The following is a 25,359-nucleotide window of genomic DNA, read 5'->3' as shown; positions in this document are numbered from 1 at the left end:
AATGGAGGTCCTGATTCATTCATGCAAAAAGGGGAAATTTAAGTTTCGAGAAGTTTATTTTTAAAAACTTTCAATTTATCTTTTCTGCAAGCGCAGCAAGCTGATCATTGTTCAGTTAGATCTATTGTTTAGCTGAAGCAACCCAGCGATTACAGCTAGAATCACAGATTTGAGTTCCATATAAATACATTTAACCCATCTAATTACCTCCTTCTTCTATCGTTATAATGAATTAGCGTCCTAAAAGATTTCCCTAACTGCGCGATCACTAAACTGGTACTAAAGATACAACTAGTTATTTATCCTTCAAATAAGTAATCATTCCTGCTAATAAATATATTTAATATTGTAAAAAAAGAATGGGATAGAATTAACCATAAAAGGGACCAATTTACTGAATTTTCTATCAAAATTGACTCTGGTAGTTTTTATGATTAGAATAAACAATTATTATATACATTTACATTTACATATGAGTAAAAAAAAGGATAAAAATACTTGGTATACATACAAACTCTTTTTTTTGTGACAGGATTTTGTCTGGAAAAGTCTTTACTGCCTGTTATCAGGCGTAAAAAATAAACAGCCAGGAGGTTCTTTTATGAAAAAGTTGTTTTATGTTCTCTCCGTGTTTCTTTTGTTTTCGCTGCCAAACGGAGCTGCTTCTGCTCAAGCTTTGAATGCAGCAGATCTTCATTTCAGCTCCACCGTTGTGGATGGCCATAATGATACGATGATGAAAGTGGTGGCCCCCGATACATGGCTGCCGGTCACGAATATTCGAAACAGCACAGATTTTCAAGTAGACATTCCTAAAATTCAAGCGGGCGGCTTGGACGTGCCGTTTTTTGCAGCTTATACGTCTGGCTATTATGGAAATACCCCGCGCAGTCTCAGCAGAACGCTGGCGCTCATTAACGCTCTTTACTGGACCCAAAAACAAAACAGCGATGTTATGCACATTACTTCATCTTTCAAGGATATTCAAGCAGCGGTCAAAGGAGGAAAAATTGCGGCTTTCCCTACGATTGAGGGGGCATATTCTCTTGAAGAGAAAAACGCTATTGAATTGCTGCACCAATATTATGATTTGGGAATTCGAGCGGTTGGCTTCACATGGAATTACTCGAACGCGCTCGGAGAAGGAGCCAACAAAGTCTACGGAGATCCAGCCAGAACCCCTTCCTCAGGCGGCTTAACGGAGCTTGGTGAAGAAGTAGCACGGGAAATGAATAAACTTGGTATGATCATCGATGCTTCCCATATGTCTGAAAATACATTCTGGGATGTAATCAAGGTGTCCCAAGCACCGATTATTGCCAGCCATTCCGGTGCTTATTCATTAAGAAATCATCAGCGCAACTTGACGGATGATCAATTAAAGGCGCTGGCCAAAAATGGTGGTGTCGTAGGAGTCGTCCTTTACCCGGAATTTTTAACAGACCGGTACCCGAATGAACCAGCTTCTATTAAAGACTATGTGGATCACATTGACCACGTTGTAAAGGTGGCTGGCATTGATCATGTGGCCCTTGGATCCGATTTTGACGGCGGACCGCTGCCGGCCGATTTAAAAGATTCTTCCGAGTTATCTAAAATCACAGAAGAACTAGTAAGCCGGGGTTATTCCAAGCAGGACCTTCAAAAATTGCTTGGTGAAAATATGCTGCGTGTTTTAAGAGAAGTAGAAAAAGCAGCAGATTATAAGCCGGCAGACGATAGCAAAAACCTGAAATTGGTTCCTTCCCTGCAAATGGGTGAAACCATCGCAAGTAATACGCCTTTGTTAACAGCGAAAGTGGAAGGAAAGCAGCTTGCACAAATGAAGGGAGAAAGCCTGCGGATTGTGGTGGATGGCATTCCATCTACTCCACATTTTGATCCGGAAACATCGACTGTTTCAGTCCAGCTTCAAGAACCACTCAAAGAAAAATTCCATGTGGTAACATTTGAAGTAAAAGCGAGCACGGGGAAAGCCGCAAAAGAAACAAGAATTTTTTATATCAATCAATAAATAACATAGTCCTGGCGATGAAAAACGAAACCTCGAATGACTGGCTTTTGATAAGTCTCATTCGGGGTTTTTTGCTTTTTTATAAACAGGGCTCAAAAAAACTTGTTAGATTTTCTAACATAGAAAGTGACGATTTATCAGAATTTTTATACGATAAATGAAAGAATAACCAGTAGGTGAAGAACGGTGAATGCCTCTTTTAAAAAACAGTTGTCCCAGCTGTACAATGAAGTGAATCAAGAAATTTACAGTACAGGCGTAAGCAAGCAAAAAATAGACGTTGTAGAAAACCGCATTGTCATTTTTGCTCAAACAAAACGTTCGCCTTTGATTTCCGCTTTAGGCAGGCGCTATCCGGAGTTAACACTGTCTGTCGACGGGGCTTTAGCGATGGAATACAAACACAGCTTAAAAGAACGGATTGAAGAACAATTTGGACTGACAGTGACAGCTATTTTTAAAGATTACGACGCGGTAAGCCAGCATGCCTGCACCGTCATTTATGTAAAAGAACCACTTGATACATCCCATAAATAAGGAAACTGCTGGAGAAATTTGATTTATCATTTTTCTTCACCAGCATTCTTTTAAAAAGTCGGAAGCTTACATGTCGTTATACGTCATATAAGAGCCGTAGAAACAGAAGGAGAAGTCTCCTTTTATTTCTACGGCTCTTTTTATAGAAAAGGAGGAGCAACAAATGAATTCAAAAGTCATATCGTTAGGATTTCAGCATGTAATGGCCATGTATGCAGGAGCAATTCTCGTTCCATTGCTGGTCGGAAGAGCGTTAAATCTTTCTTCAGAGCAGCTGGCTTATCTCGTAGCCATCGACTTATTAACGTGCGGCATCGCTACACTGCTGCAGGCATGGAAAAACAAGTATTTTGGAATCGGCCTTCCTGTCGTGCTTGGTGCTTCTTTCGTCGCTCTTTCGCCCATGATTGCCATCGGTTCTGAGTACGGCCTTCAGGCTGTTTATGGATCGATTATAGCGGCAGGCCTTTTTATTCTTCTGTTTGCCCGTTATCTTGGCAAGCTCGTCAAGCTATTTCCACCTGTTGTAACCGGAACAGTGGTAACCATTATCGGTTTGTCACTCATTCCATCCGGCATTCGAAACATGGCGGGCGGTGCAGGAAGCCCGGACTTTGGCAGCCTGGAAAACCTGGTGCTGTCCATGGGTGTTATCGGCGTCATTCTTTTGGCTAACCGCTTTTTAAAAGGCTATCTCCGCTCTCTTTCTGTACTGCTTGGCATTTTGGCAGGCACCATAGCCACAGTTCTTATGGGAAGAGTTCATTTTCAGGAAGTAGCAGAAGCGTCCTGGTTTCACTTACCGCAGCCCTTTTATTTCGGTATGCCTGTCTTTGAAATCGGACCGATTTTGACAATGCTCATTGTCGGCCTGGTCATTATTGTGGAATCAACAGGCGTCTTTTTCGCTTTAGGAAAAATTTGTGATCGACCCGTTACGCAGGAAGACCTTGCCCGGGGATACCGGGCAGAAGGCCTGGCGATTATGATTGGCGGAATCTTTAATGCTTTTCCATACAATACCTTTGCTCAAAATGTAGGGCTTGTACAGCTGTCAAGGAACAAATCAGCAAATGTCGTTGTGGCAGCGGGCTTTATTCTTGTTTTGCTTGGATTAATTCCGAAAGTAGCAGCCCTGGCCACGATTATTCCTGCTCCTGTGCTGGGCGGCGCGACGGTTGTGTTGTTTGGAATGGTCGTCTCCTCCGGCATTAAAATGTTGAGTTCAGTGGATTTTAGCGATCAGCAAAACGGACTGATTGTCGCCTGCTCGATTTCGCTGGGGCTTGGGGCGACGGTTGTACCCGAGTTGTTCAGCCAGCTGCCCAACGTACTGCGCATTCTAGTGAGTGATGGTGTGATAACTGGCAGCCTGTGCGCTATTTTGTTGAATGTGTTTTTTCATTTCCGGAGCGTTTTAGGTTCAGGCGCTGCCCGCCAAGAGGAAGCGGATAAAGCACGCATTTCATAACAAAGAAAAGGACGGTAGGAAGAAATGGTAACCATAGAAGCGTTAAACAACATGTCAAAACGGGTGTTTACCGAAACATTAAAAGACTTGGCTGAGCACTCCCCATGGGTGATTCAAAGAGTCGGAGAGCGTCGGCCGTTTGAATCCCGCGAAGCTCTTTATCAGCAAATCGTGACGATTATTCAAACAGCGGATGAAGAAGAAAAAATAAACTTAATTCAAGCACATCCTCATTTGGGAACACGAAAAAAAATGACCTCGTTTTCCGAAAGTGAGCAAAAAGGCGCCGGGTTAAATGAGCTGTCGGAAGCTGAATACGAGCAGTTGCTGGAATTAAACAAAGCGTATGTTGAGCGGTTTGCTTTTCCTTTTATCCTGGCAGTCCGGGGCAAAAACAAAGAGGAGATTTTTGCCTCTATACAAGAAAGGCTGCAGCATTCAAAGAAACAGGAACGCGACCGGGCACTGGCCGAGATCAGCCACATTATCCGCTTTAGAATAGAAGACCAAATAAAAGAAGAAGGAAGCTGACTCAATGACTGGATTAACCACCCACATACTAGACCTGGCGCATGGCCGCCCTGCTGAGAGTGTAAAGATTGAGCTTTTTGAACTTAACGGCTCCGAAAAGCAGTTTTTAAACTGTGCACAGACCAACTCAGACGGTCGTCTGGATGCTCCGCTTCTTTCCTCGGACAGCATGCGGACAGGAGAATATGAACTGTTGTTTTGGATTGGTGATTATTTTAGAAAAAAAGGGCTCGAGCTGCCGCAGCCTGCTTTTTTGGAAAAGGTCTCCGTGCGAATCGGGCTCGATCATTCATCGCCGCATTATCATGTTCCTCTGCTTGTTTCGCCATGGGGCTATCAAGTGTATCGCGGAAGCTGACGATTTCGTTTTAATTATTTAAAGGAGATGAGAACCATGAGTATAGAAGCGTTGAATAAACGAGTAAAAACAGATCTTTCTTATTTGGCATTTGGCAGAGAGGGCTGGGTGCATCCGTCCCGTCACTCTGAAGGCCACGTGTATGATGTTGTCATTGTGGGCGGCGGGCAAAGCGGGTTAGGGATTGCTTTTGGCCTTTTGCGCGAGCGCATCTCTAATATTTTGATTATCGACGAAAACAAAGAAGGATATGAAGGACCATGGGTCACATATGCGCGGATGATGACACTGCGGACACCGAAACATTTAACATCCATTGACCTTGGCGTTCCTTCTTTAACGTTCCGTTCCTGGTGGGAAGCGCAATTCGGGCCGGAGGGCTGGGAAGCTGTCAATAAAATTCCCCGAAGCGACTGGATGAATTATTTACGCTGGTACCGGAAAGTTTTGCAGCTGCCTGTGATAAACGAAGTCAAGCTTAAGCTCATTGAGCCAATGGAGGAAGGAATTCACCGGATACATATTGAAGGTGCCGGCGCCCCTTCAAGCGCCATGCTCGCGCGCAAAGTTATTTTAGCGACGGGGATTCAAGGAGGCGGTGAGTGGCATGTGCCGCCGATGATTTCTGAGAAGCTGCCCCCTAATCTTTATGCCCATACGTCCCAAATAATTGATTTTAACGCACTGAAAGGAAAGAAAGTAGCCGTTTTAGGAGGCGGTGCTTCTGCTTTTGATAATGCAAACTTTGCTTTGACGGAAGGAGTGGCCGAGGCTCATATATTTGTCCGCCGTAAAGAAATGCCAAGAATTAATCCGATTCGCCAGATGGAGGGGTCCGGGATCATTGAGCGCTTCCATGCGTTATCGGACGAACAAAAGTACGCAGTGATGGCTCATTTTTTCAAGCATAATCAGCCGCCGACCAACGATACATTCCAGCGTGCCGCTTCATGGCCGGGATTTCATTTGCATCTTGAATCACCCTGGCTTGAAGTGGAAAGCAAAGAGAACAAAGCATTGGTCACAACACCGCATGGCACGTTTTCGTTTGATTATTTGATCATCAGCACCGGTCTTGTGACCGATCCGGCGCTGCGCCCGGAGCTGAAGCTCGTTGAAAACGGAATTGCCCGCTGGAGCGATTATTATAAAGCGCCTGCTGAACGCGCAAACCCGCTTATTGATGCGCATCCGTATCTCAGCCCCGGCTTTGCGTTTACGGGACGGGATGAAGAAGCACAAAAAAAGCTGCACGGCCTTTTTGTTTTTAATTATGCAGCGTTAATCAGCTGCGGTATTTCAGCTTCTGCTCTTTCCGGTATGAAATATGGGATTCCTAAAATTATCTCCGCGGTAGCTGATCAGCTTTTTCTTGATGATCAAGACACGATTTTAAAACGCTTTTTTGCTTACGATGAAGTGGAATTTACAGGAGAATGGACCGGAAAAACAGTGCTGGAAGCGTAAACCGCTTAAGGAAATAGAAGAAATGATTTCAAAGCTTCTCTTTTGGGCCGGAAAACGTTCCGGTATGGCCGGATTCTCTTTTTCCGACCATTATCAGCTTAAAATCCGGCCGTAAAAAAGGAGGTCTCAGCAGTCGGTTTTTCCGGCTTAGAGACCTCCTTTTTTGCGTGTTGGTTTAAATTTGAAAAAGCCAGACGACAATTGGCCCAAACAGGGAGCCCAGCACAGCGCTGAGCGTCATAGAGACCGAACTCATGGACACGGCAAGTTCCCCGTATTCAAATGCTTTTGAAGTGCCTAAAGCGTGAGAGGCGCTTCCGAAGGCGATCCCCTTTCCCAACGAACTGCGAATACGCACCCACTTTAAAACCATCGGTCCGAGCAAAACACCGGAAAATCCAGCAATCATCACAAATACAACGGTCATAGATGGCACACCGCCAATTCCGGCGGCAATTTGAATCGCAACGGGTGTGGTAATAGACTTCGGTATAATCGAAAGAATTAAATCACGGTCCACTCCGAGTACCTCGGCAAATAAAAGCCCGCTGATCATTCCTGAAAAAAGTCCGACCAGTACGCCCCCGAAAATGGGAAAGCCGTATTGAAGCAGCACATGACGCTGTTTGTAAAGTGGATACGCAAGGGCCACAATGGCTGGGCCGAGCAGGGAACTAATCCACTGGCCGCCGACCATATAGCCGTTATACGAGATGTGAAACGCTGTCAGCAGCATAATAATCAACACGGTCGTTGTTAGGACTGGGAGAAAAAATGGATAAGGAAACCGCTGATACACCTTCATCATTACTAAATAAGCAGCAACGGTAAGTAAAATGATCAGGACTGCGAGAAAGAATTGCGGCATGTTTTTTTCTCCTTTCGTTTATTGGCCCGCGTTTCCAGCAGCTGGCTGACAATTCCTGCTGCGGCCATGGTAACGATTGTGCTCAGCACTACAACGAAAAGAAGCACAGCGCCGCTTCTGGAAAAAAGAGACGGATAATTGATGACACCCGTCATAGCCGGAATAAACAAAAGAGGAAGAAACGATAACAAAAAACCAGCGCCATTTTCAATCATTTTAACCGGGATAATGTTAAAAATTAAACAAAGAAGCATCAGCACTAAACCAATAATACTTCCTGGAATCGGTATATGAAACAGCTGATGAATGGTTTCCCCGAGTATGGAAAAGACATATAAAATGGCGATCTGCAACACAACTTTTATAGCTTTCAATGTAAGATGCTGCTCTTTAGATGAAGAACAACGTCCTCCTTTCCGGCCGTCCGGGCCTTTGAATTATAATGTGAGAATTTTCTTTACTTTCTGTTTATTTACTTGTACGATACAAATATATATAGTTGCATTATACAACTATATAACACTTTGTCAACGAAGGGAAAGCCTGTATACTCAGGGAGGGAAGTGAAGAAAAGTGGAAAAGCGAAACCCGGTTGAACGCATCGAGTACGAACTGACTACATTTATTCGGCGGGCGGTTTATCTCGATAACTCGGAAAAGAAAATCGGAAACCTGGAGCGGTCTGCTTACTTATTATTAAGGCACTTGGATGAGTTTGGTCCGGCACGTGTAAAAGAGCTGGCAGAATCATTTAAATTAGATATTTCAACCGTTTCAAGGCAGGCAGCGGCTTTAGAAGCAAAGGAGCTGATCATCCGTTTTTCGGATCCTTCAGACGGGAGAGTCAGTTTATTTACGGTTACCAAGCTTGGCAAGCAAAAATTGAAAGCGGATAAAAAAATGCGGCTGAAACGATTTGAAAGCATCACGAGTGAGTGGTCAGCCGATGAAAAACAACTATTTGGCGATCTGCTTATCCGTATGAACGAAGCTTTTTTTGATTAATAAAGATGAGAAAAGAAAGCCTGGTTTGCACTTTTTTCGGCTGCAGGCAGGCTTTATTTTTTTCTCCATAAAAATGATTTTGCCTATTGCACGGAAGGAATTCCTGTAGTACAATCTAATTGTGAAATGATTCACAATATATCTCAGAGAAACAAATCATATTTTTTATGACTTTATGTGAAATACTTCACATAAAATTAAAGAAAAGAAACGGCTGATCATTTTTCAGATCAACTATTCAAAACAGTGATCATATCATTTTTTATACAAAAACATGTGAAATTTTTCACAAATAATAAAACCGGAGGACGTTATCATGAACTTTACAAAAGGCAATAAAGTCGTTTTAGTTGGAACAGGTGCAGTTGGATCAAGCTATGCATATGCGTTGTTGAATCAAGGCATTTGCGATGAGCTCGTGCTGGTTGATTTAAATGAAGAAAAAGCAAAAGGCGATGTAATGGACCTTGACCACGGTATTGTATACGCGCCTGGGGAAATGGCGATTAAGTTCGGCACATATGAAGACTGCAAAGATGCAGCCCTTGTTGTCATCTGTGCAGGCGCCCCGCAAAAGCCGGGAGAAACAAGATTAGACCTTGTCAGCAAAAACGTGAAAATTTTTGAATCCATCGTTGGCAGTATTATGCAAACGGGTTTTAACGGCATTTTCTTAGTCGCAACAAACCCGGTCGATATTTTGGCTTATGCAACATGGAAAATTTCCGGCCTTCCAAAAGAGCGGGTGATCGGTTCAGGAACAGTGCTGGACTCTGCCCGGTTCCGTTCTGCATTAGGAAAAGAATTTAATACAGCACCAGCAAGCATTCACGGCTGCATTATTGGGGAGCACGGTGATTCCCAGCTTCCAGTTTGGAGCTCAGCAAGTATTGCCGGCACACCGGTGGCACCATTGTTAACAGAAGAAAGAAAAGAAGAAATAGCAGTGGCCGTGCGTGATGCTGCTTATGACATTATCAATGCTAAAGGAGCGACTTACTACGGAATTGCAACAGGGCTTGCCCGGATTACAAAAGCGATTTTGCGAAATGAAAATGTGATTTTGCCAGTCGGTGCGCTGCTAGAAGGCGAGAATGGACACAGCGACGTATATATCGGTATTCCGTCTGTGATTAACCGTGGCGGCGTGAAAAGGGTGGTTGAACTTAACTTGAACGAAAGTGAACGGGAAAAGCTTGCCCGGTCTGTTCAAACATTAAAAGATATTCAAGGAGCTATTTTGCAGGAGAGTAACGTCTAAGTATTTTACACAAGGGAGTCCTTCTTATGTTAGTCAGCACGTTTGATCCGTTTCATAATCTGGCACTTTCCGCTTCTGTTGCTGCGATTCCGATTTTATTGTTTTTACTATGCTTGACCATCTTAAAGATGGAAGGCATTCACGTAGATCTGGTTAATTTATCCATCATTTTATGGAAGCCAAAATATATTTTCCTTCTGAACGGCCGGGAAATGAAAATAGAAAAGCATTCTGCAGGTAAAGTGATTAAAGCGTGGTCGCCATAGTCCATTGCGATCGCAATGGCTGCAGTTGGCGAAACAGGGAATGAAGCTGCGCTGACAAAAATGACGATCAAATACAGCTCCGGCCTGCTGGCATTTGTCTGCATCTGGACATTTGTACTCTCACTGGCTTTTCAAAAATAAGACCAATAAAAAAAGGAGCGGAGCCGCTCCTTTTTTTATTGGTTCTCAAGCAGGGGCCGATCCTGCCGGTACAGGTCTAAATCAGCACTGTGGCCATCCCTTATATCCTCGGCAATCAGTTTAGCGAGCAACTGGCTGTATACAGTTCCGTTGTCGCCGAAGGCGAATAAAAAGTAGCTGTCCGGGTAATCATCGTATCGGCCGACAATCGGCAGACCATCGACAGTTCCTCCGTAAAAAGCCGTGGAATAATACTCGGGCTTTACATTCAGACCCGGGAATAATGTTTCCAGCTCCTCAATCAGCTTTTTCTTTTTATGCACCAGCTTGCTGTCACGGTCTTCGGGATACGTTGTATTGTCATCGAGACCGCCGATCAAAATCCGGTTATCCGCTGTTGTCCGCAGGTACAAGTAGGGACGGGCGGTTTCCCAAATCAGCGTACGGTTATGCCAGTCGGATAAGTCATCGACCGGGCTGGTTGTAACGGTATAGGTACTTACGAAAGAAGCTTTTTTCTCCTTTTTCACGTCTATTCCATCATATCCCGCTGCGAAAATAACGCGGCGTGCCCGGATCGAGTGTCCCGTTTTTGTCGACACAACCATGCGTTTTTGCTCACGGTCGTAATGATGGCCATTCACTTCTGTTTCTTCGTAAACCTCAGCGCCTCTTTTTGCTGCCCACTCAAGCAGGGCATGGGTAAATTTAAATGGGTTTATTTCGCCATCGTCGTAAGAATAAATCGCGGCTTCCCGGCTGAATGGATAGTGAGCTTCAATTTTTTTCTTATCCCAAAAACCCAGTTTAAAGCCTTGCTGCTTCAGCCATTCATATTCCTTCTTTAAGGGTGAAACGTCTTCTTTGGAGCTGGCGGAGTATAAAGTATCCCGCCGTCTGAATTCAAAATCGAGGTCGACCGTTTTGGAGGCTTCCTCGATTTCATCAATGGCCTCCTTCAGCAAGCGGGCGTGCCGGCTGATATATTCTTCTCCGAATGTATGAATCAGGTCTGTAAACATTTTTTCGCCTGAATATTGAATCAAGGCCGTATTCGTAATCGTGCTGCCGAAGCCGGTTTTTCCTTTTTCCACCACCACTACATCCAAACGGTGGGAAGCAAGGTAGTAAGCGCACTGGGCACCAGAACTTCCGCCTCCGATAATTAAGACATCACAGTTAAGATCCTGGTCCAGAGAAGGATAGGACGGGGCATCAGGGAAAGTGGCCGGCCAGTAATACGTTCCAGAATGTAAGTTCATTTGTTTCCTCCTGCATGTAAAAAACGATACTCTTACTATTTCCAACTTGTTCAGGTCCATACAACTTATATGTAATAAAAAATAGAGCGGAAAGCATCTTCTGAGTCTGCTCTATTGACTTGGAGCTCATTATTCGACCTTCACTTTCATTTGATCAATGGCATTGTATCCGCAGCCTTTCCTATTCCAAAACGGGGAGGCCGGCTGTGTTGGTCCGTAGGAGTCAACTGCTCTTGACATGATCGTATATTCTCCTTTCTTATGCTTTCCATTCATATGACCAGGAAACCCATCCATAACCCGTCTGGGCAGGCTCCTTTTTTGCCAGCAGTCAAAGCTGATTTCTCCTTTTTTGATCCGCCTTTGCCAGTTCAGGCGATTCCTCATATCATATGTATTCCGGTGTTTAAGATATCTATATTCAGCGGTTTTTGAATTGTCGAATTGACATTGATATGGGTAACGGGGAATGCACCCTTGTTTGTTCCCTGAGCACTCCAGCACAACCTGAACCGTTTTGGATGGAGGCTGAAGAAGATCCTGCATAGAAAGAAGGGCTGGTTTAGCCACGCATCCGTTTAAAGGGAGCCAGTAGTTAGAGTAGGAAAGGGAAGGATAAGAAAAATGGTTTCTCCGGTAAAACAATGGATGACTTACCGTATCTGCCTGCAAAAAGTGAATAGGTATTTCCTGGTTTTCCGGCTACAGACGATGCGTCCGCAAATAGGGCTTCGCTGTATACTTTTTCGCATTAAACATAAGTTCCTCTTCATGAAAAGTAGTCACTTATCTATATGCGCATGCTTTTTCATTAAGTTATTTAGTGTGACAGGCAAAAGATTAGAGGAAAAACCAAAAACCGAACTCTTAGAAAGAGTTCGGTTATCGTTATGATTTTCGTTTAACAGCCGCTACTGCAAGCGTGCCAAGGCCGGCGGCCGCCACGGAAGAAAGCACCGGATGTTTAACGGCTTTTACGTAAAAGCTGCCGTTTCGAATCCAGCCTTTATTCGTTCCCCGCTCGTGAAGGCCATAGCCTGCATGGTACAGAGCGCTTTGATCTTTCCCCGGATTTCTTGACCGCTCGTCGTGCTGGGTCGCATACAAAGTGCGCTCGACCAGCTTGTCCGTTAATCGCGGTGCCAGCCGTCCGAGCACGGCGAACAGCTTTGCCTGCCCGCCCACATACATATCCCTTTTTGGATGCTCGGCTGCATAAAGAATGGCTTCTGCTACCGCTTCAGGAGGATACACCATGCCGCGGTGAGCGGGCTGTTTATTTAAGTAGCTGCGTGCATGTTCATTATAAGGTGTGTCAATTCGTCCAGGATGAATGAGTGTGACAGAAACGGGTGCTTTTTCTTTCTCCAGCTCCATCCGAATGTTTTCTGTCCAGCCGTGCAGGGCGAACTTGGCAGAAGCATAAGTCGACTGCAGGACGGTCCCGCGATCACCAAACAGGCTTCCCACATTAATTAACGCACCTGGAACGCCTCTTTCTTTGAAATGGCGGACAGCCGCCCGTGTACCATAGACAACGCTCCAAAAGTTCGTATCAAACATTTTTTTCATATCCTCAATGCTTACATCGGTTGCGTGGCCAAAAATCGAAACACCTGCATTGTTTACCCACGTGTCAAAGCGGCCAAATTCCTTGATAGCCGTGTCAGCAATACGATTCACATCTTCCTCATGACCAACATCTGCTCTTACCCATATCGCTTCATGACCTTTCTGGCGAAGCTCTTCTGTCAGCTGCTTTAGAGCATGCCCGTTTCGGGCTGCGAGCACAACCTTCGCGCCTTTAGAAGCAGCCATCCTTGCTGTCACAAGGCCGATCCCGCTTGAAGCGCCTGTAATGACGATCACTTGATCCTTTAACTTTTTCAAGGAAAGCTCGGTGAAGGGGCGCCCGGGCTCAAGTTCATGTGCGAGCACTTTATTTGAGTCGTTGAGCTGACTGCTTTGGCTGGTTTGGTTTTCATTCAAAGTAAGTCCCTCCCTGGAAATAAGGCTTGCTTTTTTATTCTACCCGCTCATTTTGCTTCTAACCATTTCCAGCGGGAGGATGAGAGAGCATAAAAAAACAGCCTGGCCTGCAGCGGTTGAGCGGCAGTGACAGGCTATTTTTGCATAGTCTATATACTTATTTTGTATTCAACGTGCTGTGTTTGCGGCTATAAGCGAAATAAATCAACAGACCGATGACAAACCAGATACCGCATGCGATCCATGTAAGGCCGGAAAGCTGGGTCATAAGGAACAAGCACAAAAAGAAAGAAAGAATCGGCAAGACCGGGTAGAACGGTACTTTAAAGCCGCCGGATGGAATGTTTTTGTTTTTTCTCAAATACAAAATACCGAGTGATACGATCGTGAACGCAACGAGCGTACCCATGTTGACAAGCTCCGCTAATTTAGAAAGCGGGGTGACGCCTGCACAAAACGCGATAACAATGGCGAAAAACCATGTGTTTTTCACTGGTGTTTTGGAAGTCGGATTGACTTCAGAAAGCATTTTTGGCAGCAAGCCGTCGCGGCTGAACGCATAAAGAAGACGCGTTCCGCCATACATCATCACAAGGATAACGGTAATCATCCCGATAACGGCACCGAGTGAAATCACGCCGGCTGCCCAGTCCTGGTTGACAAGCTGCATGGCAAAGCTGACCGGGTCACTTACATTTAACGTCGTATAAGGCGTCATACCTGTCAGGACAAGTGAAACGGATACGTAAAGCAAGGTACAAACGAACAGGGAACCAATAATCCCGATTGGCATGTTCCGCTGCGGATTTTTCACTTCTTCCGCTGCAGATGATACGGCATCGAATCCTAAATACGCAAAGAATACGAGTGCAGCACCGGTCATAATGCCGCCCACGCCAAACGGCATAAACGGCTGCCAGTTGGCAGGTTCTACATAAAATACGCCGACAAAGATAAACAGCAAAATAACTGCCACTTTAACGAATACCATCACCTGATTTAAGCGGGCAGATTCTTTCACACCCCGCGACAGCAGAGTGGCAATAATGAAAATAATCGCCACGGCTGGAACGTTGACGTACGTTCCTTCTGCCGGATTAAAGGAACCTGAAATCGCTTTTGGCAGATGAATATTAAATCCTTCTAAAAGCGCAGAGAAGTAAGCAGACCATCCGGTTGCGACCGCAGCCACAGCCAATCCATACTCCAATACCAATGCCCACCCGACAAGCCAGGCGACCAATTCTCCAAAGACGATATAGCTATATGTGTACGCACTGCCCGTTACCGGTACAGCTGAGGCAAATTCTGAATAACACATAGCTGCCAAAGCACAAACAATTGCAGCAACGACAAAGGAAAAGATGATAGCCGGTCCAGCGTGGGTAGCAGCTACTGTTCCGGGAAGGATAAAGATTCCTGTTCCGACGATAGCACCTATACCCATCAACGTCAGATCAAACGCTCCAAGCGTCTGCTGAAGCTGCCCGGGGCCATTTTTCCCTAACAACGATTCGACACTTTTCTTTCTAAATACTGTATTTTTCACGCTTAACCCTCATTCTTTCTACAAACATGTAAAGATTCTAACGGTTTCTGTCGTACAGGTCAACAGCTTTTTTTAAATAGTAAGATATTTTCAAATAGTAAGCGTTATCAATATTTCAAACAAGTGAAAAAGTCTTTTTTTGTCGAAATTTGTAAAAATTTTATACCCGGCTCAGCCGCATGCCGGAGAGTAGTGCGTGTGGTATAATAGAAGGAAATAAACTGGATATGGCGGGTTGTGAAAAAGTGAAAAAGCTAAGCGCAACATCAAAGGAATTTAACCGCATTTTAAAAAACTTGTCTCTTGAAAATTTAGAGCTGAGCAAACACCTGCAGGAAAGGGCTCTTCAGCTGGTAAATTCAAAAAAAGACATTACAAGTGAAGCGGTCAAGGAACAATTTCATGGGAAAGTACTTTGACGGGCTCAACGACGAGTATCTGCTTCAAAACAATGTAATCGGCGCAAGAACGCTGGAGGAACTGAGCAGCGCCGAAGCTTTTGCGTTTACCGTACGTGCTGCTCAAATGGAAAGAGGCGGCTTCGTCCTGAAGCATTTTACGGAAGAGGAATTTAAACAGCTTCATCATTTTCTGTTTCAAGATGTTTATCCGTTTGCCGGCGTATACCGGAACGTGAACATTTCAAAAGGAACGACGGTTTTTTGCCATGCTTCTTACCTGGGCAGTATGGCCGCTCACCTTTTCAATGAGTTAACGAATGATTCGCTGCAGGGGCTGACGACGGTCCAGGCGGCCAAACGTCTCGCTTATTACAAAGCCGAATTAAACATGCTGCACCCGTTCCGCGAGGGAAATGGGCGGACGACCCGGATTTTTTTATTTCATTATGCAAAGCGTTTCGGCTTCGAATGGGCTTACGAGAAGCTTGACTATGATGAATATATGCAGGCGATGATCCAGTCGGTAACCGATCCATCAGGCCTGGAGGCAATTTTTGGAAAAACACTTGCCCGTCTAAAATAGATGAAAGAATGGAAAAATCCTGCTCTGATTTTCAGAGCAGGATTTTTATGATATTAAAGCGCGTCTTTGATGACTTTTTTGCTATAGAGAACAGAAAGAATACCGAATACTGAATAAAGCACCGTATATAAAAGCATTACAATAAGCATCGGTGTCCACAGCTCGCCGCCGAAGAAAAACCAGCCGGATTGTACAGCAAAGTAGCTGTGCAAAAGGCCAATCAGAAGCGGAATGCCGAAGCTGAAAAACTGCTTGATGCGGATACCCTGCACAAGGTCGCCGCGCGTAAAACCAAGCTTGCGCAAAATGGTATAGCTGCCTCGTTCTTCCTCGCTTTCGTCCATTTGCTTAAAGTATAAAATACAGCCGGAGGTCACGAGAAACGTTAAGCCCAGGAAGCCAACGACAAACATTATCAGCCCCATATTTTGTTTTTGGATCTCGGCTGTCTGTGACTGGGAAAGCTGCGAGCTGCCAAAAGACGGATTGTTAAATACTTGAGAAAATACGTCATTCGCTTTGTCCAGCTGCGATTCGTCGGTGACATCCAGTCCAATATAAAGGGAAGCACCGTTCTGAAGAGCTGGGTCGGCATCCTGCTTTAAGCGGTGAAATACCGTATCATCTACAACGGCAGTCGGCAGGCCGCCGCTTGTAAAGGTGTACGGAAGCAGGAAGTCCCGCTCGAGCCCGATATAGTTTTGCGGAATGGTTTCTGTTTTGCCAAGCAGCTCAATAGTACCTGAATCTTCAAGCGGCATCACCTTGCTGAGCATATCTACATAACCGGAAAAAAGAGTGTCATCTGGCGACAGATTCATGCCTTTGACACTTTTATCGCTAATGATGGGCATTTGCATTTTATCCGCATCAAACGTTGTTTCATCAAGTTTGGTACTGAGAATATCAGACGTATTCACTGCTGCCTGTATAACCTCGATCCGTTTCTCTTCATAGGCAATATTTTCTGCGTTAAACGCCTGCTTCAGCTTTGCGGCATCTTGGTCATTCGGAACGACAAAATCATTCGGCACCTGCTGCTGGGCTGATTTTTCCGCCGAGTAGTACGATATGTAGCTGAGTGACAGGAGGCCAATCGCCAGTGCCGACAACGTTGTAATAACCGTCAGCATGAGGGCGTTTGATTTCATTCGGAACATAATAGAAGAAAGCGACAGCACGTCTTTCAGATGTAAATAGCCATTTTTCCGTTTGCGGACGAGATGAAACAGAAAACGGATAGACCCTTTATAGAATAAATAGGTCCCGATAATGACCGAAGCGAGAATAAACGCCATCGCTGCAAACAGCTCGTTCATCGAACTAAAATCGCCGCCGAACAATTTAGAGGAAACAAAGTAGCCGGCTGCGATGGAAACAATACCAAGAAGCCCAATGAAAATTTCCCAAATTGAAATATGTTTTCCTTTTTCTTCTCTTGTACCTGTCACCCGGAAGAGGGATAAAATATTTTGCCGCTTTAAAAACAGCCCGTTCACGGCCAAAATACATCCATAAATTATCGTAAAGACAATCAAGGTTTGTAAAAGTGCCTGTGATGAAAACGACAGGGAAGCCGCAGCATCCACGCCGGTTACTTTAAATAAAATCATCGTGACGAGCTTTGAAGCGGCAAATCCGACAAACAAGCCGATCACGAGGGAGCCGAAATAAAGCAGCAGGTTTTCGGCACTTAACAGCCTGAAAATCTGCCCTTTCGTCAGCCCAATCAGCTGCAGGAGCCCAATTTCTTTACTGCGGCGCTTAATGAAAATTGCATTGGCATACAAAAGAAAAACCGTCACGATGGCAATCAAAAGAATGGAAGCCGTCCGAATCGATGCAGCTCCTTTCATACTGCCTTTTGCTTCGTCCATCGCCGGATCATACTGAAGCGTAACGAACGCAAAGTAAAGCGCGGCACTGAACACGAGAGCAAACACGTACAAATAATAGTTTTTGGCATTCTTTTTTAAACTTCGGAGAATCAGACCATTAATGCTCATGCTGCACCCCGCTCAGTAAACCCTGCGTTTTCATAATGTCCTGGAAAAAAGCCTGCCTTGACTGCTCTCCTTTATTAAGCTGGGTATACATTTGCCCGTCTTTAATAAAGATAACCCGGCTTCCAAAGCTTGCTGCGGTCGGATCATGCGTAACCATCATAATTGTAGCGGTTCGTTTCTTATTAAGTGTCGTTAATTTATTTAAAAGGTCAGAGGCCGATTTAGAATCAAGGGCACCGGTTGGCTCGTCTGCAAAAATCATGCTCGGTTCATGAATAAATGCCCGTGCTGCGGATGTCCGCTGTTTTTGCCCGCCGGAAATCTCATTCGGATATTTATCCCGGATTTCATAGATGCCAAGCTCATTGGCAATGACATTAAACCGCTCTGTCGCTTCCTTTGGGCCGGTTTTGGCAATCGTCAGCGGCAGCAGGACATTTTCTTTGACCGTCAACGTATCGAGCAGGTTATAGTCTTGAAAAATAAAGCCAAGGTGGTGCTTGCGGAACTCGGCCAGCTTTTTTTCTTTCATCTGAGTCATTTCATGGCCGTCAATCCAGATCGTTCCCCGGCTTGCCTGGTCAATGGAGGACAGGACATTTAAAAGCGTTGTTTTACCAGAACCAGATGCACCCATGATGCTGACGAACTCGCCTTTTTCCACATTCATATCAATGCCTTTTAACACTTCCTGGCGATTGAATTTGTTTCCGTAGCTTTTGCGAAGCTTTGCCGCTTTTAACATACTCATATCGATTCACTCCTTTAATTGATACATTTATTGTAAAAAGATGAGAAGAGAAAGTCCTTTCATTTGGCGAACAAAAAGCAAAAGCATGTGACATTTTCGTCACATGCTTGTCAGGCGGACAAACGCATTCGGTTCAGGAAACGTAAGTGTAAAGGTTGTGCCGGAGCCAGGATTAGAAACGGCTTCCAATTCAATTAATAGAGAATCAGCCGCTTTTTTGGCTAAATAAAGTCCCATCCCTGTGGCAGAATCGTTTTGATGAAAGCTGCCGGTTGCCGTAAATCCTTTATCAAAAATACGTGGAAGATCCTGTGGCGAAATGCCACGGCCAAAGTCGGTAACCGTAACGGCTGTTTGATTGCCTCTTTGAATACTGCGAATCATAATATCGCCTGAATCGCTGTATTTCACCGCGTTTGTCAGCAGCTGCCGAAAAATAAACGCCAGCCATTTCGCATCGCTCAGTACGGGCGGACCGGTTATCTCAACATCAAAGCCGATGCCTTTTTGCAGGCACCAGGACTGGAGAGACCGTATTTCGGTAAATAGGAGCGGCTCCAGCACCACGTGCTCAACATATAAGTCATTTTTAATAAATGGCATCCGTTTTTGATGCAGCTGCCGGTCCAAAAGCAGATGGATGCGCAGCCATTCGTACGTAAGCTGCGCTTTCATCCTCTCGTCCTCTATCCGGTCTATCATTAAATGCATGGCGGTTAAAGGGGTTTTCACTTCATGAACCCAGGACATCAGATCGTCCTTTTCCTGTTCAAGCTCTGTCCAGTGGCGGGAAGCCTCCTGTTTATACTGTTCAACCTGCTTTGTGAAGTACGTGTGAACGATTTTTTGGAACGGGCTATCCGTCTCAGCCAGCGGTTCTCCGTCCAGTGAGGTATCCCGTTCCTGCAGTTCCCCGTAAAAAGCCGATTCTTTTTGAAAGCGGACAAAGAAAAAAACGAGGAAAAGAAGGGCGGACAAGAAGTTTACATATAGAATAGATGAAAAGGGAATGGTCGTATCGACGAATACAACCAGAAATAAAAGCAGCTGCTGAACGAGAAAAAAGCCAATCCAGCTGCGCCGTTCCTTTATATAGGTTCCGATCATACGCTTTCCTCTTCGACTGCCATGTACCCCTGGCCGACTTTCGTTTCAATAAAATGGCCGATCCCGAGTTCATCCAGCTTTTTTCGCAGCCGGTTCACATTAACCGTCAATGTATTGTCGCTGACGAACCGCTCATCGTCCCACAGGCTTTTAATCAGCTTTTCCCGGCTGACAATGTTGTTTTTTTGTTCAATGAGCTGTTTTAAAATAAACATTTCATTTTTCGTTAGTTCGACTGACCCATGCTCATTTTGAAGAAGGTTTTTATCGTAATCGACTGTAGCACCGCACCAGGCTTTAAGAAGGGACGGGGCAGTGCTGTAATTGTAGGCGCGCCGCAGCACGGCTTGTATTTTAGCAACCAGTACGTCAAAATGAAACGGCTTCTGAATAAAATCATCCGCTCCAAGCTGCATTGACATGACCATGTCAGTCGGGTGGTCGCGTGAAGACAGGAATAAAATCGGCACGTTGGAATGGGTACGAATCATTCGGCACCAATGAAAGCCGTCAAATTTCGGCAGCTGGATATCAATAATGACCAAATCAGGCTTTAGAGCTGTGAATTCTTTCATTACCTGTCCAAAATCGGTAACCCCGTGAACATCATATGACCATTGCGTCAGCCGTTCCTTCGTTTCTTTAAACAGCGTTTCATCATCTTCAATCAGCAGCAGTTTAAACAAATAATCACCACACTTTTCCAATTATCTTTCTTTTATTGTATCGAAAAGCGGCGGGCAGTTGAACGTTTTTTTTAACGGAACGAACGGCGTGGGACTCCTTCACCTGTTTTAATTCTGCAACGGTATGGTTTCTCCGTTTCCTTCAATTAGAGATTCACTTGCTTCTATATTTACAAGATAAAAAGTAAAAAAGGGAAAAAAGTCTAATTGATTATATTTATTTTGTAACCTGAAAAGTCATACTTTCTTTTGAGACTCCGTTTACGAGAATAACAAGAGTGTGTTCACCTGCATAGTGCTTGCGAGTTGTCATATCGCGAAAAGATTGGGTACGGACGATTACTTTGGATTGTCCGGCTGCAAGGTGAGTGTCTGAAAGCTGAAATACTTTCTGGCTTGGACGGCCGTTTTTTTTCATATAGTCAATCGCATATTCAACTCGTACTTTTGTATCTAGTTCGGCATGGAGTTCTACTGAAAAATGCAGAGCTTCGCCAATCACAACTGTCCGTTTTTCAAGGGTAAGCCGTTGAACGGAGACGTGCCCACTGTCTGGATAACCGAACAGGCGGAGGACATCCGCATTTCCCTGCTTGAGCAATGTACGGGCGGCATGGCGAAGGATCCAGTCGGTATAAGGGTGCTGTCCATACCGCTGGCGGATAAACTCAATAACAAGGTCCGGGTGTGTTTTTGAAATATCATTTAAATGGTTCGCGACACTTTTTCTTACATACAGTGAATCATCCTGCATAAGCGGCTCCAGCAGCGCAAAAAGCGGAGCGGGGTCTTGTTTAAAAGCTGGAATCGACTGTGCCCATGGCAGCCGCGGGCGGGCGCCTTCACTTGCGAGCCGGCGTATATGTTCGTTGCTGCTTTTTGTCCATTTAATCATCTGAGAAAGCATGCGTTCTTGATCCTGCAGCAGAAAAGGCCGGACGGCAAATTCAGAAGTGGAGTACACGGTTAACTGGGCAAGCGCGTCCATCGATTTCTCCCAGAAGGCAAGCCCATACTGCTCCACATAATCCGGAAATACAAGTCCTGCCAGCTGTTTGAATGAAGGAGCTGCATCCAGCAGCACAGGGAGCGCTTTTGGAAAAGGTTTATTGACCCCCCTATACATCGCAGTCGATAACTGGCGAACGCGTTGTTTAAAAGCCAGAGATTCCCACTCTTCTTGATACACACAGTTTAGGAATGCTTTTCGGTTAAAGGACAAGTCAGCCCGCTCAAGCGCATCGGCTAATGAATCGATAAAGTCATCATTATATATATCTTTTAAATCTGCCATCATTCATCAGCTCCTTTCTGCCAGTATAACATAGATGGAATGTATGTTCGTTTTGTATGCGAATCCTGGAAAACTGTAGTGAATGGCAGTCTTAAGTTTTTTTATGATGAATGATCGCCAGCAGGAAACGGACAAGGTAAACAGGAACAGCTGTAAAGTACGTTTAAGGGTACTTCCCAAAAGGATAAGAATACAGTGGAAAGATTTTTTAGACTATGTTTGTGAAGTATTTTACAATGTAAGAGGAAAGGAGAGAGAATGATGAGTAAAAACAAGATGCCTGCTCGGAAAAAGGGAGAAGTAAGGCTTGGTCTTCTTTTTTTAACGCTTTTAATTGGAGCACTTATTTGGTTTGTTCCTGCACCGTCTGGACTCTCGTCTCAGGCATGGCATTTATTCGCTATTTTTGTAGCCACAATTATTGGGCTTGTAGTTAAGCCCATGCCAATGGGCAGTGTGGCTGTTTTAGCCCTGACCGCAACGGTTTTATCACAGACACTGACCATTGAAGAAGCGCTCAGTGGGTTTCAAAACACGACGATCTGGCTGATTGTCATTGCTTTTTTTATTTCAAGAGGATTTATCAAAACCGGCCTGGGCACCCGGGTTGCGTACATGTTTGTGAAAAAGTTCGGTAAAAAAACACTTGGCTTGTCTTATTCGCTTGTGGCAAGTGATCTTATTCTGTCTCCGGCGATGCCGTCCAACACAGCAAGAGCCGGTGGTATTTTACTTCCAATTGTTCGGTCGCTGTCTGAAGCGTATGGTTCCCGGTCAGGAGATGGAACGGAACGAAAGGTAGGGGCGTTTTTAACAACGGTTTCCTTTCATGGAGATATGGTAACATCCGCCATGTTTTTAACAGCAATGGCAGCCAATCCGCTTGCAGCACAAATTGCTGGAGACATTACCGGCGAACCGATTTCGTGGGTCGGCTGGGCCGCAGCTGCGTCTGTGCCAGGTCTGCTCAGCCTGCTGCTTGTTCCGTATGTGCTGTACAAGCTGTATCCGCCGGAAGTGAAAGAAACACCGGCTGCACCCCAAATGGCCGCCCAAAAATTAAAAGAGATGGGTCCTTTAAAAAGAGAAGAGTGGTTTATGATCGGTGTGTTTGTCCTGATCTTGGCTTTGTGGATTTTCGGAACAAACTTTGGTATCACTGCTACAACAACGGCTTTTATCGGACTTGTCGCGCTGCTGATCACTCAAGTGCTGAGCTGGTCTGATATTAAAAAAGAAGAAGGCGCGTGGGACACGCTCGTCTGGTTTGCGGTTTTGGTTATGATGGCCGGCTTCTTAAACGATCTCGGTATGATTCCATGGTTTACGGATACAATGAGAGGGGCCGTCAGCGGCATGTCCTGGCTATGGACACTGGTCGTTTTGGCTGTCGTTTATTTTTACTCTCATTATCTTTTTGCGAGCAACACGGCTCATGTCAGTGCCATGTACGCCGCTTTTCTGGCTGTGATCGTGGCTGCCGGGGCTCCGCCGGTTGCCTCTGCTCTTTTGCTCGGCGTATTCAGTAATTTGTTCGGCTGCTTAACTCATTACAGCAGCGGGCCGGCACCTGTATTTTTTGGTGCGGGTTATGTAACACAAAGTAAATGGTGGACGCTCGGGCTGATCATTTCCATTGTTCATTTAATTGTCTGGCTTGGAGTCGGCGGTGCCTGGTGGAAGGTGCTTGGTCTTTGGTAATGGATGAGAAGCATCTAGAAAAAGCGTATGATGAGCAGCTGTCCATTCAGACAATGGGTGATCAGCAGGGGTTTCCCCAGCTTGCCCACTATCATCGCTACGAGCCGACACCCTATGCGGGGCTTGATGAGCTTTTTGAACGCTGTACACTGGATGCAAGTGACGGATTTGTTGACGTCGGCTGCGGAAAAGGGCGGGTCGCCTTTTACGTGCATGACCGATTCCGGGCTTCGGTTACGGGGATTGAAATGAATCCTGCTTTTTTTGATGTGTGTCTTCAAAACAAAATAGGGTATATGAGAAAAAGAAAGCGCCGGCACGGATTGATCGAGTTTCAATGTGTGATGGCGCAGGAGTATGAAGTAAAAGCAGAAGATACTGTTTTTTACTTTTTTAATCCGTTCTCAGTGCAAATTTTCATGCGGATCGTACATCGGATTTTGGCGTCAATGGAAGCCTTCCCGCGCCAGGTGACACTCATTTTGTATTATCCATCAGACGAATACCTGTATTATTTGGAGCATCAGACGGTATTTGACTGGCTCGATGAAGTGAAATTGGGCGGGGTGTACGAAAAAAACGAGCATGAACGGTTTGTTCTTTTTCAATACCAATCATAAAGGAGTGCTTGAACATGAGCGAATGCAGCATTGACCATTCACATACAGATGTGATCAAAAAAGTGGAAAGCCAGAAAACATTTCTTCCGTCAGATCTTTATAAAAGCTTATACAATTACCTGCAGGAAGAGCGGACGCAGGATTTGTTAAATGATTTGTTTCATCTCCTGAAAAAATATGATCTTGTATCTGAAGAAGAGCGGGACGTGCGAAACAAGCGGCTTGCGCTTATTGTGAACAACTAACCCGTATAGCAAAAAGCCTCCTGTATAACTTACCACTTGTGCAGGAGGCTTATTTGCGTTATTTTTGAAGGTAGTACATTTTTAATTTAAGCAACGAAAAGAGGCTATAAATACATGAACAAAAAATCCATTTACGGATTGACGCTTGAGCAGCTGGAGGCATGGCTTTTGCCATTTGGACATAAGAAATTCCGGGCGCAGCAAGTGTGGGACTGGCTGTACCGGAAACGGGTAACCGATTTTGACGAGATGACAGACGTAAACGCGGACTGCATCGCACTGCTGAAAGAGCATTTTGTTCTTCATACCCTAACAGAACACGTGAAACAGGAATCAGCAGATGGAACGATTAAATTTTTGTTTAAATTAACAGACGGCAACTTAATTGAAACCGTGATGATGCGTCATAAATTCGGCTTATCTGTTTGTGTAACGACGCAGGTCGGCTGCAACATTGGCTGCAGTTTTTGTGCAAGCGGCTTATTAAAGAAAACGCGTGACTTATCCAGCGGTGAAATCGTGGAGCAGATTATGAATGTGCAGCACGCACTGGATGAAGCAGGCAACGGAGAAAAAGTAAGCCATATTGTCGTGATGGGGATTGGAGAGCCGTTTGATAACTTTGACAATCTGATCGATTTCTTAAAAGTCGTCATCGACCAAAAAGGATTAGGTATTGCAGCCCGCCATATTACCGTTTCAACGAGCGGCCTGGCGAATAAAATTTACGACTTTACCGATACAAAAATTCCGGTTAACCTGGCGATTTCTCTGCATGCACCGAACAACGAGCTGCGGACAAAAATTATGAAAATCAACCGGGCGATTCCGATTGAAAAGCTGATGGAAGCGGTCGACTACTACCTGGAAAACACAAACCGCCGTATCACTTTTGAATATATCCTGTTAAAAGACGTGAATGACCGGGTGGAAGACGCACTTGAGCTGGCAGAATTAATTGGTGATAAAAAACAGTATGTAAATTTAATTCCGTACAATCCAGTGGATGAACACAGCCAGTATCAGCGGAGCACGCCGGAAGCGATTATGGCATTTTATGATACGCTGAAGAAAAAAGGCTTGAACTGTGTTGTACGCCAGGAACACGGAACAGATATTGATGCAGCATGCGGGCAGCTGCGAAGCAAACAAATTCAAAAAGCAGCCCAATAAAAAAACGGCTAAAAAAGCAGTATGATGAATGTTCTCTAGACCTGGTCCCTTTTGTAAAGCTGTTAAGTGCTAA

At 44.9% G+C, this 25,359-nt stretch carries 26 protein-coding genes and 1 pseudogene; 16 read left to right on the top strand and 11 right to left on the bottom strand.

The annotated features are described in order from the left end of the window. Nucleotides 1–601 precede the first annotated feature (601 nt). The 6 genes from RIN81_RS12095 to RIN81_RS12070 all read left to right on the top strand — a co-directional run bounded on the left by RIN81_RS12095 (nucleotide 602) and on the right by RIN81_RS12070 (nucleotide 6,378). Nucleotides 602–2,014: a dipeptidase gene (locus RIN81_RS12095; protein WP_309090501.1), complete on the top strand. Its 1,413-nt coding sequence runs from the start codon at nucleotides 602–604 to the stop codon at nucleotides 2,012–2,014. A gap of 186 nt (nucleotides 2,015–2,200) precedes the next feature. Next, nucleotides 2,201–2,551, top strand: coding sequence for a Na-translocating system protein MpsC family protein (locus RIN81_RS12090; RefSeq protein ID WP_309090499.1), 351 nt, complete (start codon nucleotides 2,201–2,203; stop codon nucleotides 2,549–2,551). Between the two features lie 163 nt (nucleotides 2,552–2,714). Further along, nucleotides 2,715–4,022 carry a nucleobase:cation symporter-2 family protein gene (locus tag RIN81_RS12085; protein WP_309090497.1) on the top strand — a complete coding sequence of 436 codons (1,308 nt, stop codon included), beginning with the start codon at nucleotides 2,715–2,717 and terminating at the stop codon, nucleotides 4,020–4,022. Nucleotides 4,023–4,046: 24 nt separating this feature from the next. Beyond that, nucleotides 4,047–4,553, top strand: coding sequence for a 2-oxo-4-hydroxy-4-carboxy-5-ureidoimidazoline decarboxylase (uraD, locus tag RIN81_RS12080; protein WP_309090495.1), 507 nt, complete (start codon nucleotides 4,047–4,049; stop codon nucleotides 4,551–4,553). Between the two features lie 4 nt (nucleotides 4,554–4,557). Further along, a complete protein-coding gene (gene uraH / locus RIN81_RS12075) occupies nucleotides 4,558–4,911 on the top strand; it encodes a hydroxyisourate hydrolase (RefSeq protein ID WP_309090493.1) in 354 nt (117 codons plus the stop codon). Nucleotides 4,912–4,947: 36 nt separating this feature from the next. Beyond that, nucleotides 4,948–6,378: an NAD(P)/FAD-dependent oxidoreductase gene (locus RIN81_RS12070; RefSeq protein WP_309090491.1), complete on the top strand. Its 1,431-nt coding sequence runs from the start codon at nucleotides 4,948–4,950 to the stop codon at nucleotides 6,376–6,378. A gap of 175 nt (nucleotides 6,379–6,553) precedes the next feature. Here the strand turns inward: RIN81_RS12070 and RIN81_RS12065 are convergent, their stop codons facing one another. Next, nucleotides 6,554–7,246: an LrgB family protein gene (locus RIN81_RS12065; RefSeq protein WP_309090488.1), complete on the bottom strand. Its 693-nt coding sequence runs from the start codon at nucleotides 7,244–7,246 to the stop codon at nucleotides 6,554–6,556. After that, complete coding sequence (locus RIN81_RS12060) at nucleotides 7,219–7,620, bottom strand: CidA/LrgA family holin-like protein (RefSeq protein WP_309090486.1); 402 nt, start codon at nucleotides 7,618–7,620, stop codon at nucleotides 7,219–7,221. The genes RIN81_RS12065 and RIN81_RS12060 overlap by 28 nt, the downstream gene beginning before the upstream one ends. 199 nt (nucleotides 7,621–7,819) lie before the next feature. Here RIN81_RS12060 and RIN81_RS12055 point away from each other — a divergent pair, with 199 nt between their 5' ends. From RIN81_RS12055 to RIN81_RS12040, 4 genes are all read left to right on the top strand, one after another. Beyond that, entirely contained in the window at nucleotides 7,820–8,251 is a 432-nt protein-coding gene (locus RIN81_RS12055; protein ID WP_309090484.1) for a MarR family winged helix-turn-helix transcriptional regulator, read from the top strand. Nucleotides 8,252–8,567: 316 nt separating this feature from the next. Continuing rightward, nucleotides 8,568–9,512, top strand: coding sequence for an L-lactate dehydrogenase (locus RIN81_RS12050; RefSeq protein WP_309090482.1), 945 nt, complete (start codon nucleotides 8,568–8,570; stop codon nucleotides 9,510–9,512). Between the two features lie 26 nt (nucleotides 9,513–9,538). After that, a complete protein-coding gene (locus RIN81_RS12045) occupies nucleotides 9,539–9,778 on the top strand; it encodes a hypothetical protein (protein ID WP_309090588.1) in 240 nt (79 codons plus the stop codon). Nucleotides 9,779–9,793: 15 nt separating this feature from the next. Beyond that, a complete protein-coding gene (locus RIN81_RS12040) occupies nucleotides 9,794–9,919 on the top strand; it encodes a hypothetical protein (protein ID WP_375164539.1) in 126 nt (41 codons plus the stop codon). Nucleotides 9,920–9,954: 35 nt separating this feature from the next. Here RIN81_RS12040 and RIN81_RS12035 read toward each other — a convergent pair whose 3' ends face one another. The 4 genes and pseudogenes from RIN81_RS12035 to bcaP all read right to left on the bottom strand — a co-directional run bounded on the left by RIN81_RS12035 (nucleotide 9,955) and on the right by bcaP (nucleotide 14,719). Continuing rightward, on the bottom strand, nucleotides 9,955–11,181 hold the full coding sequence (locus RIN81_RS12035; RefSeq protein ID WP_309090480.1) for an NAD(P)/FAD-dependent oxidoreductase: 1,227 nt from the start codon (nucleotides 11,179–11,181) through the stop codon (nucleotides 9,955–9,957). 477 nt (nucleotides 11,182–11,658) lie between these two features. Beyond that, nucleotides 11,659–11,826 (bottom strand): annotated as a pseudogene (locus RIN81_RS12030) (molybdopterin-dependent oxidoreductase); the annotation flags it as partial. A 243-nt stretch (nucleotides 11,827–12,069) separates the two neighbouring features. After that, nucleotides 12,070–13,119: an SDR family oxidoreductase gene (locus RIN81_RS12025; RefSeq protein WP_309090583.1), complete on the bottom strand. Its 1,050-nt coding sequence runs from the start codon at nucleotides 13,117–13,119 to the stop codon at nucleotides 12,070–12,072. 208 nt (nucleotides 13,120–13,327) lie between these two features. Then, nucleotides 13,328–14,719: a branched-chain amino acid transporter BcaP gene (bcaP, locus tag RIN81_RS12020; RefSeq protein ID WP_309090479.1), complete on the bottom strand. Its 1,392-nt coding sequence runs from the start codon at nucleotides 14,717–14,719 to the stop codon at nucleotides 13,328–13,330. Between the two features lie 245 nt (nucleotides 14,720–14,964). On the opposite strand from bcaP, the gene RIN81_RS12015 reads away from it, so the two are divergent. Together RIN81_RS12015 and RIN81_RS12010 are read left to right on the top strand one after the other, a co-directional pair. Further along, nucleotides 14,965–15,138 carry a Zn-dependent hydrolase gene (locus RIN81_RS12015; protein ID WP_242232531.1) on the top strand — a complete coding sequence of 58 codons (174 nt, stop codon included), beginning with the start codon at nucleotides 14,965–14,967 and terminating at the stop codon, nucleotides 15,136–15,138. Beyond that, a complete protein-coding gene (locus RIN81_RS12010) occupies nucleotides 15,122–15,703 on the top strand; it encodes a Fic/DOC family protein (RefSeq protein WP_309090476.1) in 582 nt (193 codons plus the stop codon). Before RIN81_RS12015 ends, RIN81_RS12010 begins: the two co-directional genes overlap by 17 nt. A gap of 53 nt (nucleotides 15,704–15,756) precedes the next feature. Here the strand turns inward: RIN81_RS12010 and RIN81_RS12005 are convergent, their stop codons facing one another. From RIN81_RS12005 to RIN81_RS11985, 5 genes are all read right to left on the bottom strand, one after another. After that, nucleotides 15,757–17,709 carry an FtsX-like permease family protein gene (locus RIN81_RS12005; protein WP_309090474.1) on the bottom strand — a complete coding sequence of 651 codons (1,953 nt, stop codon included), beginning with the start codon at nucleotides 17,707–17,709 and terminating at the stop codon, nucleotides 15,757–15,759. After that, nucleotides 17,699–18,460 (bottom strand): ABC transporter ATP-binding protein, encoded by a 762-nt coding sequence (locus RIN81_RS12000; protein WP_309090472.1) that lies wholly within the window; start codon nucleotides 18,458–18,460, stop codon nucleotides 17,699–17,701. The genes RIN81_RS12005 and RIN81_RS12000 overlap by 11 nt, the downstream gene beginning before the upstream one ends. Nucleotides 18,461–18,559: 99 nt before the next feature. Next, on the bottom strand, nucleotides 18,560–19,567 hold the full coding sequence (locus tag RIN81_RS11995) for a sensor histidine kinase (protein WP_309090470.1): 1,008 nt from the start codon (nucleotides 19,565–19,567) through the stop codon (nucleotides 18,560–18,562). Further along, entirely contained in the window at nucleotides 19,564–20,253 is a 690-nt protein-coding gene (locus RIN81_RS11990) for a response regulator (protein ID WP_309090581.1), read from the bottom strand. The genes RIN81_RS11995 and RIN81_RS11990 overlap by 4 nt, the downstream gene beginning before the upstream one ends. A 217-nt stretch (nucleotides 20,254–20,470) precedes the next feature. Continuing rightward, nucleotides 20,471–21,547: a DNA alkylation repair protein gene (locus RIN81_RS11985; RefSeq protein WP_309090468.1), complete on the bottom strand. Its 1,077-nt coding sequence runs from the start codon at nucleotides 21,545–21,547 to the stop codon at nucleotides 20,471–20,473. Nucleotides 21,548–21,808: 261 nt separating this feature from the next. Here RIN81_RS11985 and RIN81_RS11980 point away from each other — a divergent pair, with 261 nt between their 5' ends. The 4 genes from RIN81_RS11980 (at nucleotide 21,809) to rlmN (ending at nucleotide 25,286) form a co-directional block, all read left to right on the top strand. Beyond that, on the top strand, nucleotides 21,809–23,248 hold the full coding sequence (locus tag RIN81_RS11980; RefSeq protein ID WP_309090466.1) for an anion permease: 1,440 nt from the start codon (nucleotides 21,809–21,811) through the stop codon (nucleotides 23,246–23,248). Further along, nucleotides 23,248–23,868 carry a class I SAM-dependent methyltransferase gene (locus tag RIN81_RS11975; RefSeq protein WP_309090579.1) on the top strand — a complete coding sequence of 207 codons (621 nt, stop codon included), beginning with the start codon at nucleotides 23,248–23,250 and terminating at the stop codon, nucleotides 23,866–23,868. The genes RIN81_RS11980 and RIN81_RS11975 overlap by 1 nt, the downstream gene beginning before the upstream one ends. A 14-nt stretch (nucleotides 23,869–23,882) precedes the next feature. Then, nucleotides 23,883–24,113: a hypothetical protein gene (locus tag RIN81_RS11970; protein ID WP_309090463.1), complete on the top strand. Its 231-nt coding sequence runs from the start codon at nucleotides 23,883–23,885 to the stop codon at nucleotides 24,111–24,113. A 114-nt stretch (nucleotides 24,114–24,227) separates the two neighbouring features. Next, nucleotides 24,228–25,286 carry a dual-specificity RNA methyltransferase RlmN gene (rlmN, locus tag RIN81_RS11965; protein WP_309090461.1) on the top strand — a complete coding sequence of 353 codons (1,059 nt, stop codon included), beginning with the start codon at nucleotides 24,228–24,230 and terminating at the stop codon, nucleotides 25,284–25,286. Nucleotides 25,287–25,359: the final 73 nt, after the last annotated feature.

Source organism: Domibacillus sp. (assembly GCF_031181085.1).
Lineage (GTDB): Bacteria > Bacillota > Bacilli > Bacillales > Domibacillaceae > Domibacillus.
Note: the sequence above shows the minus strand (reverse complement) of the source record. Positions and strands in the feature narration are given on the sequence as shown.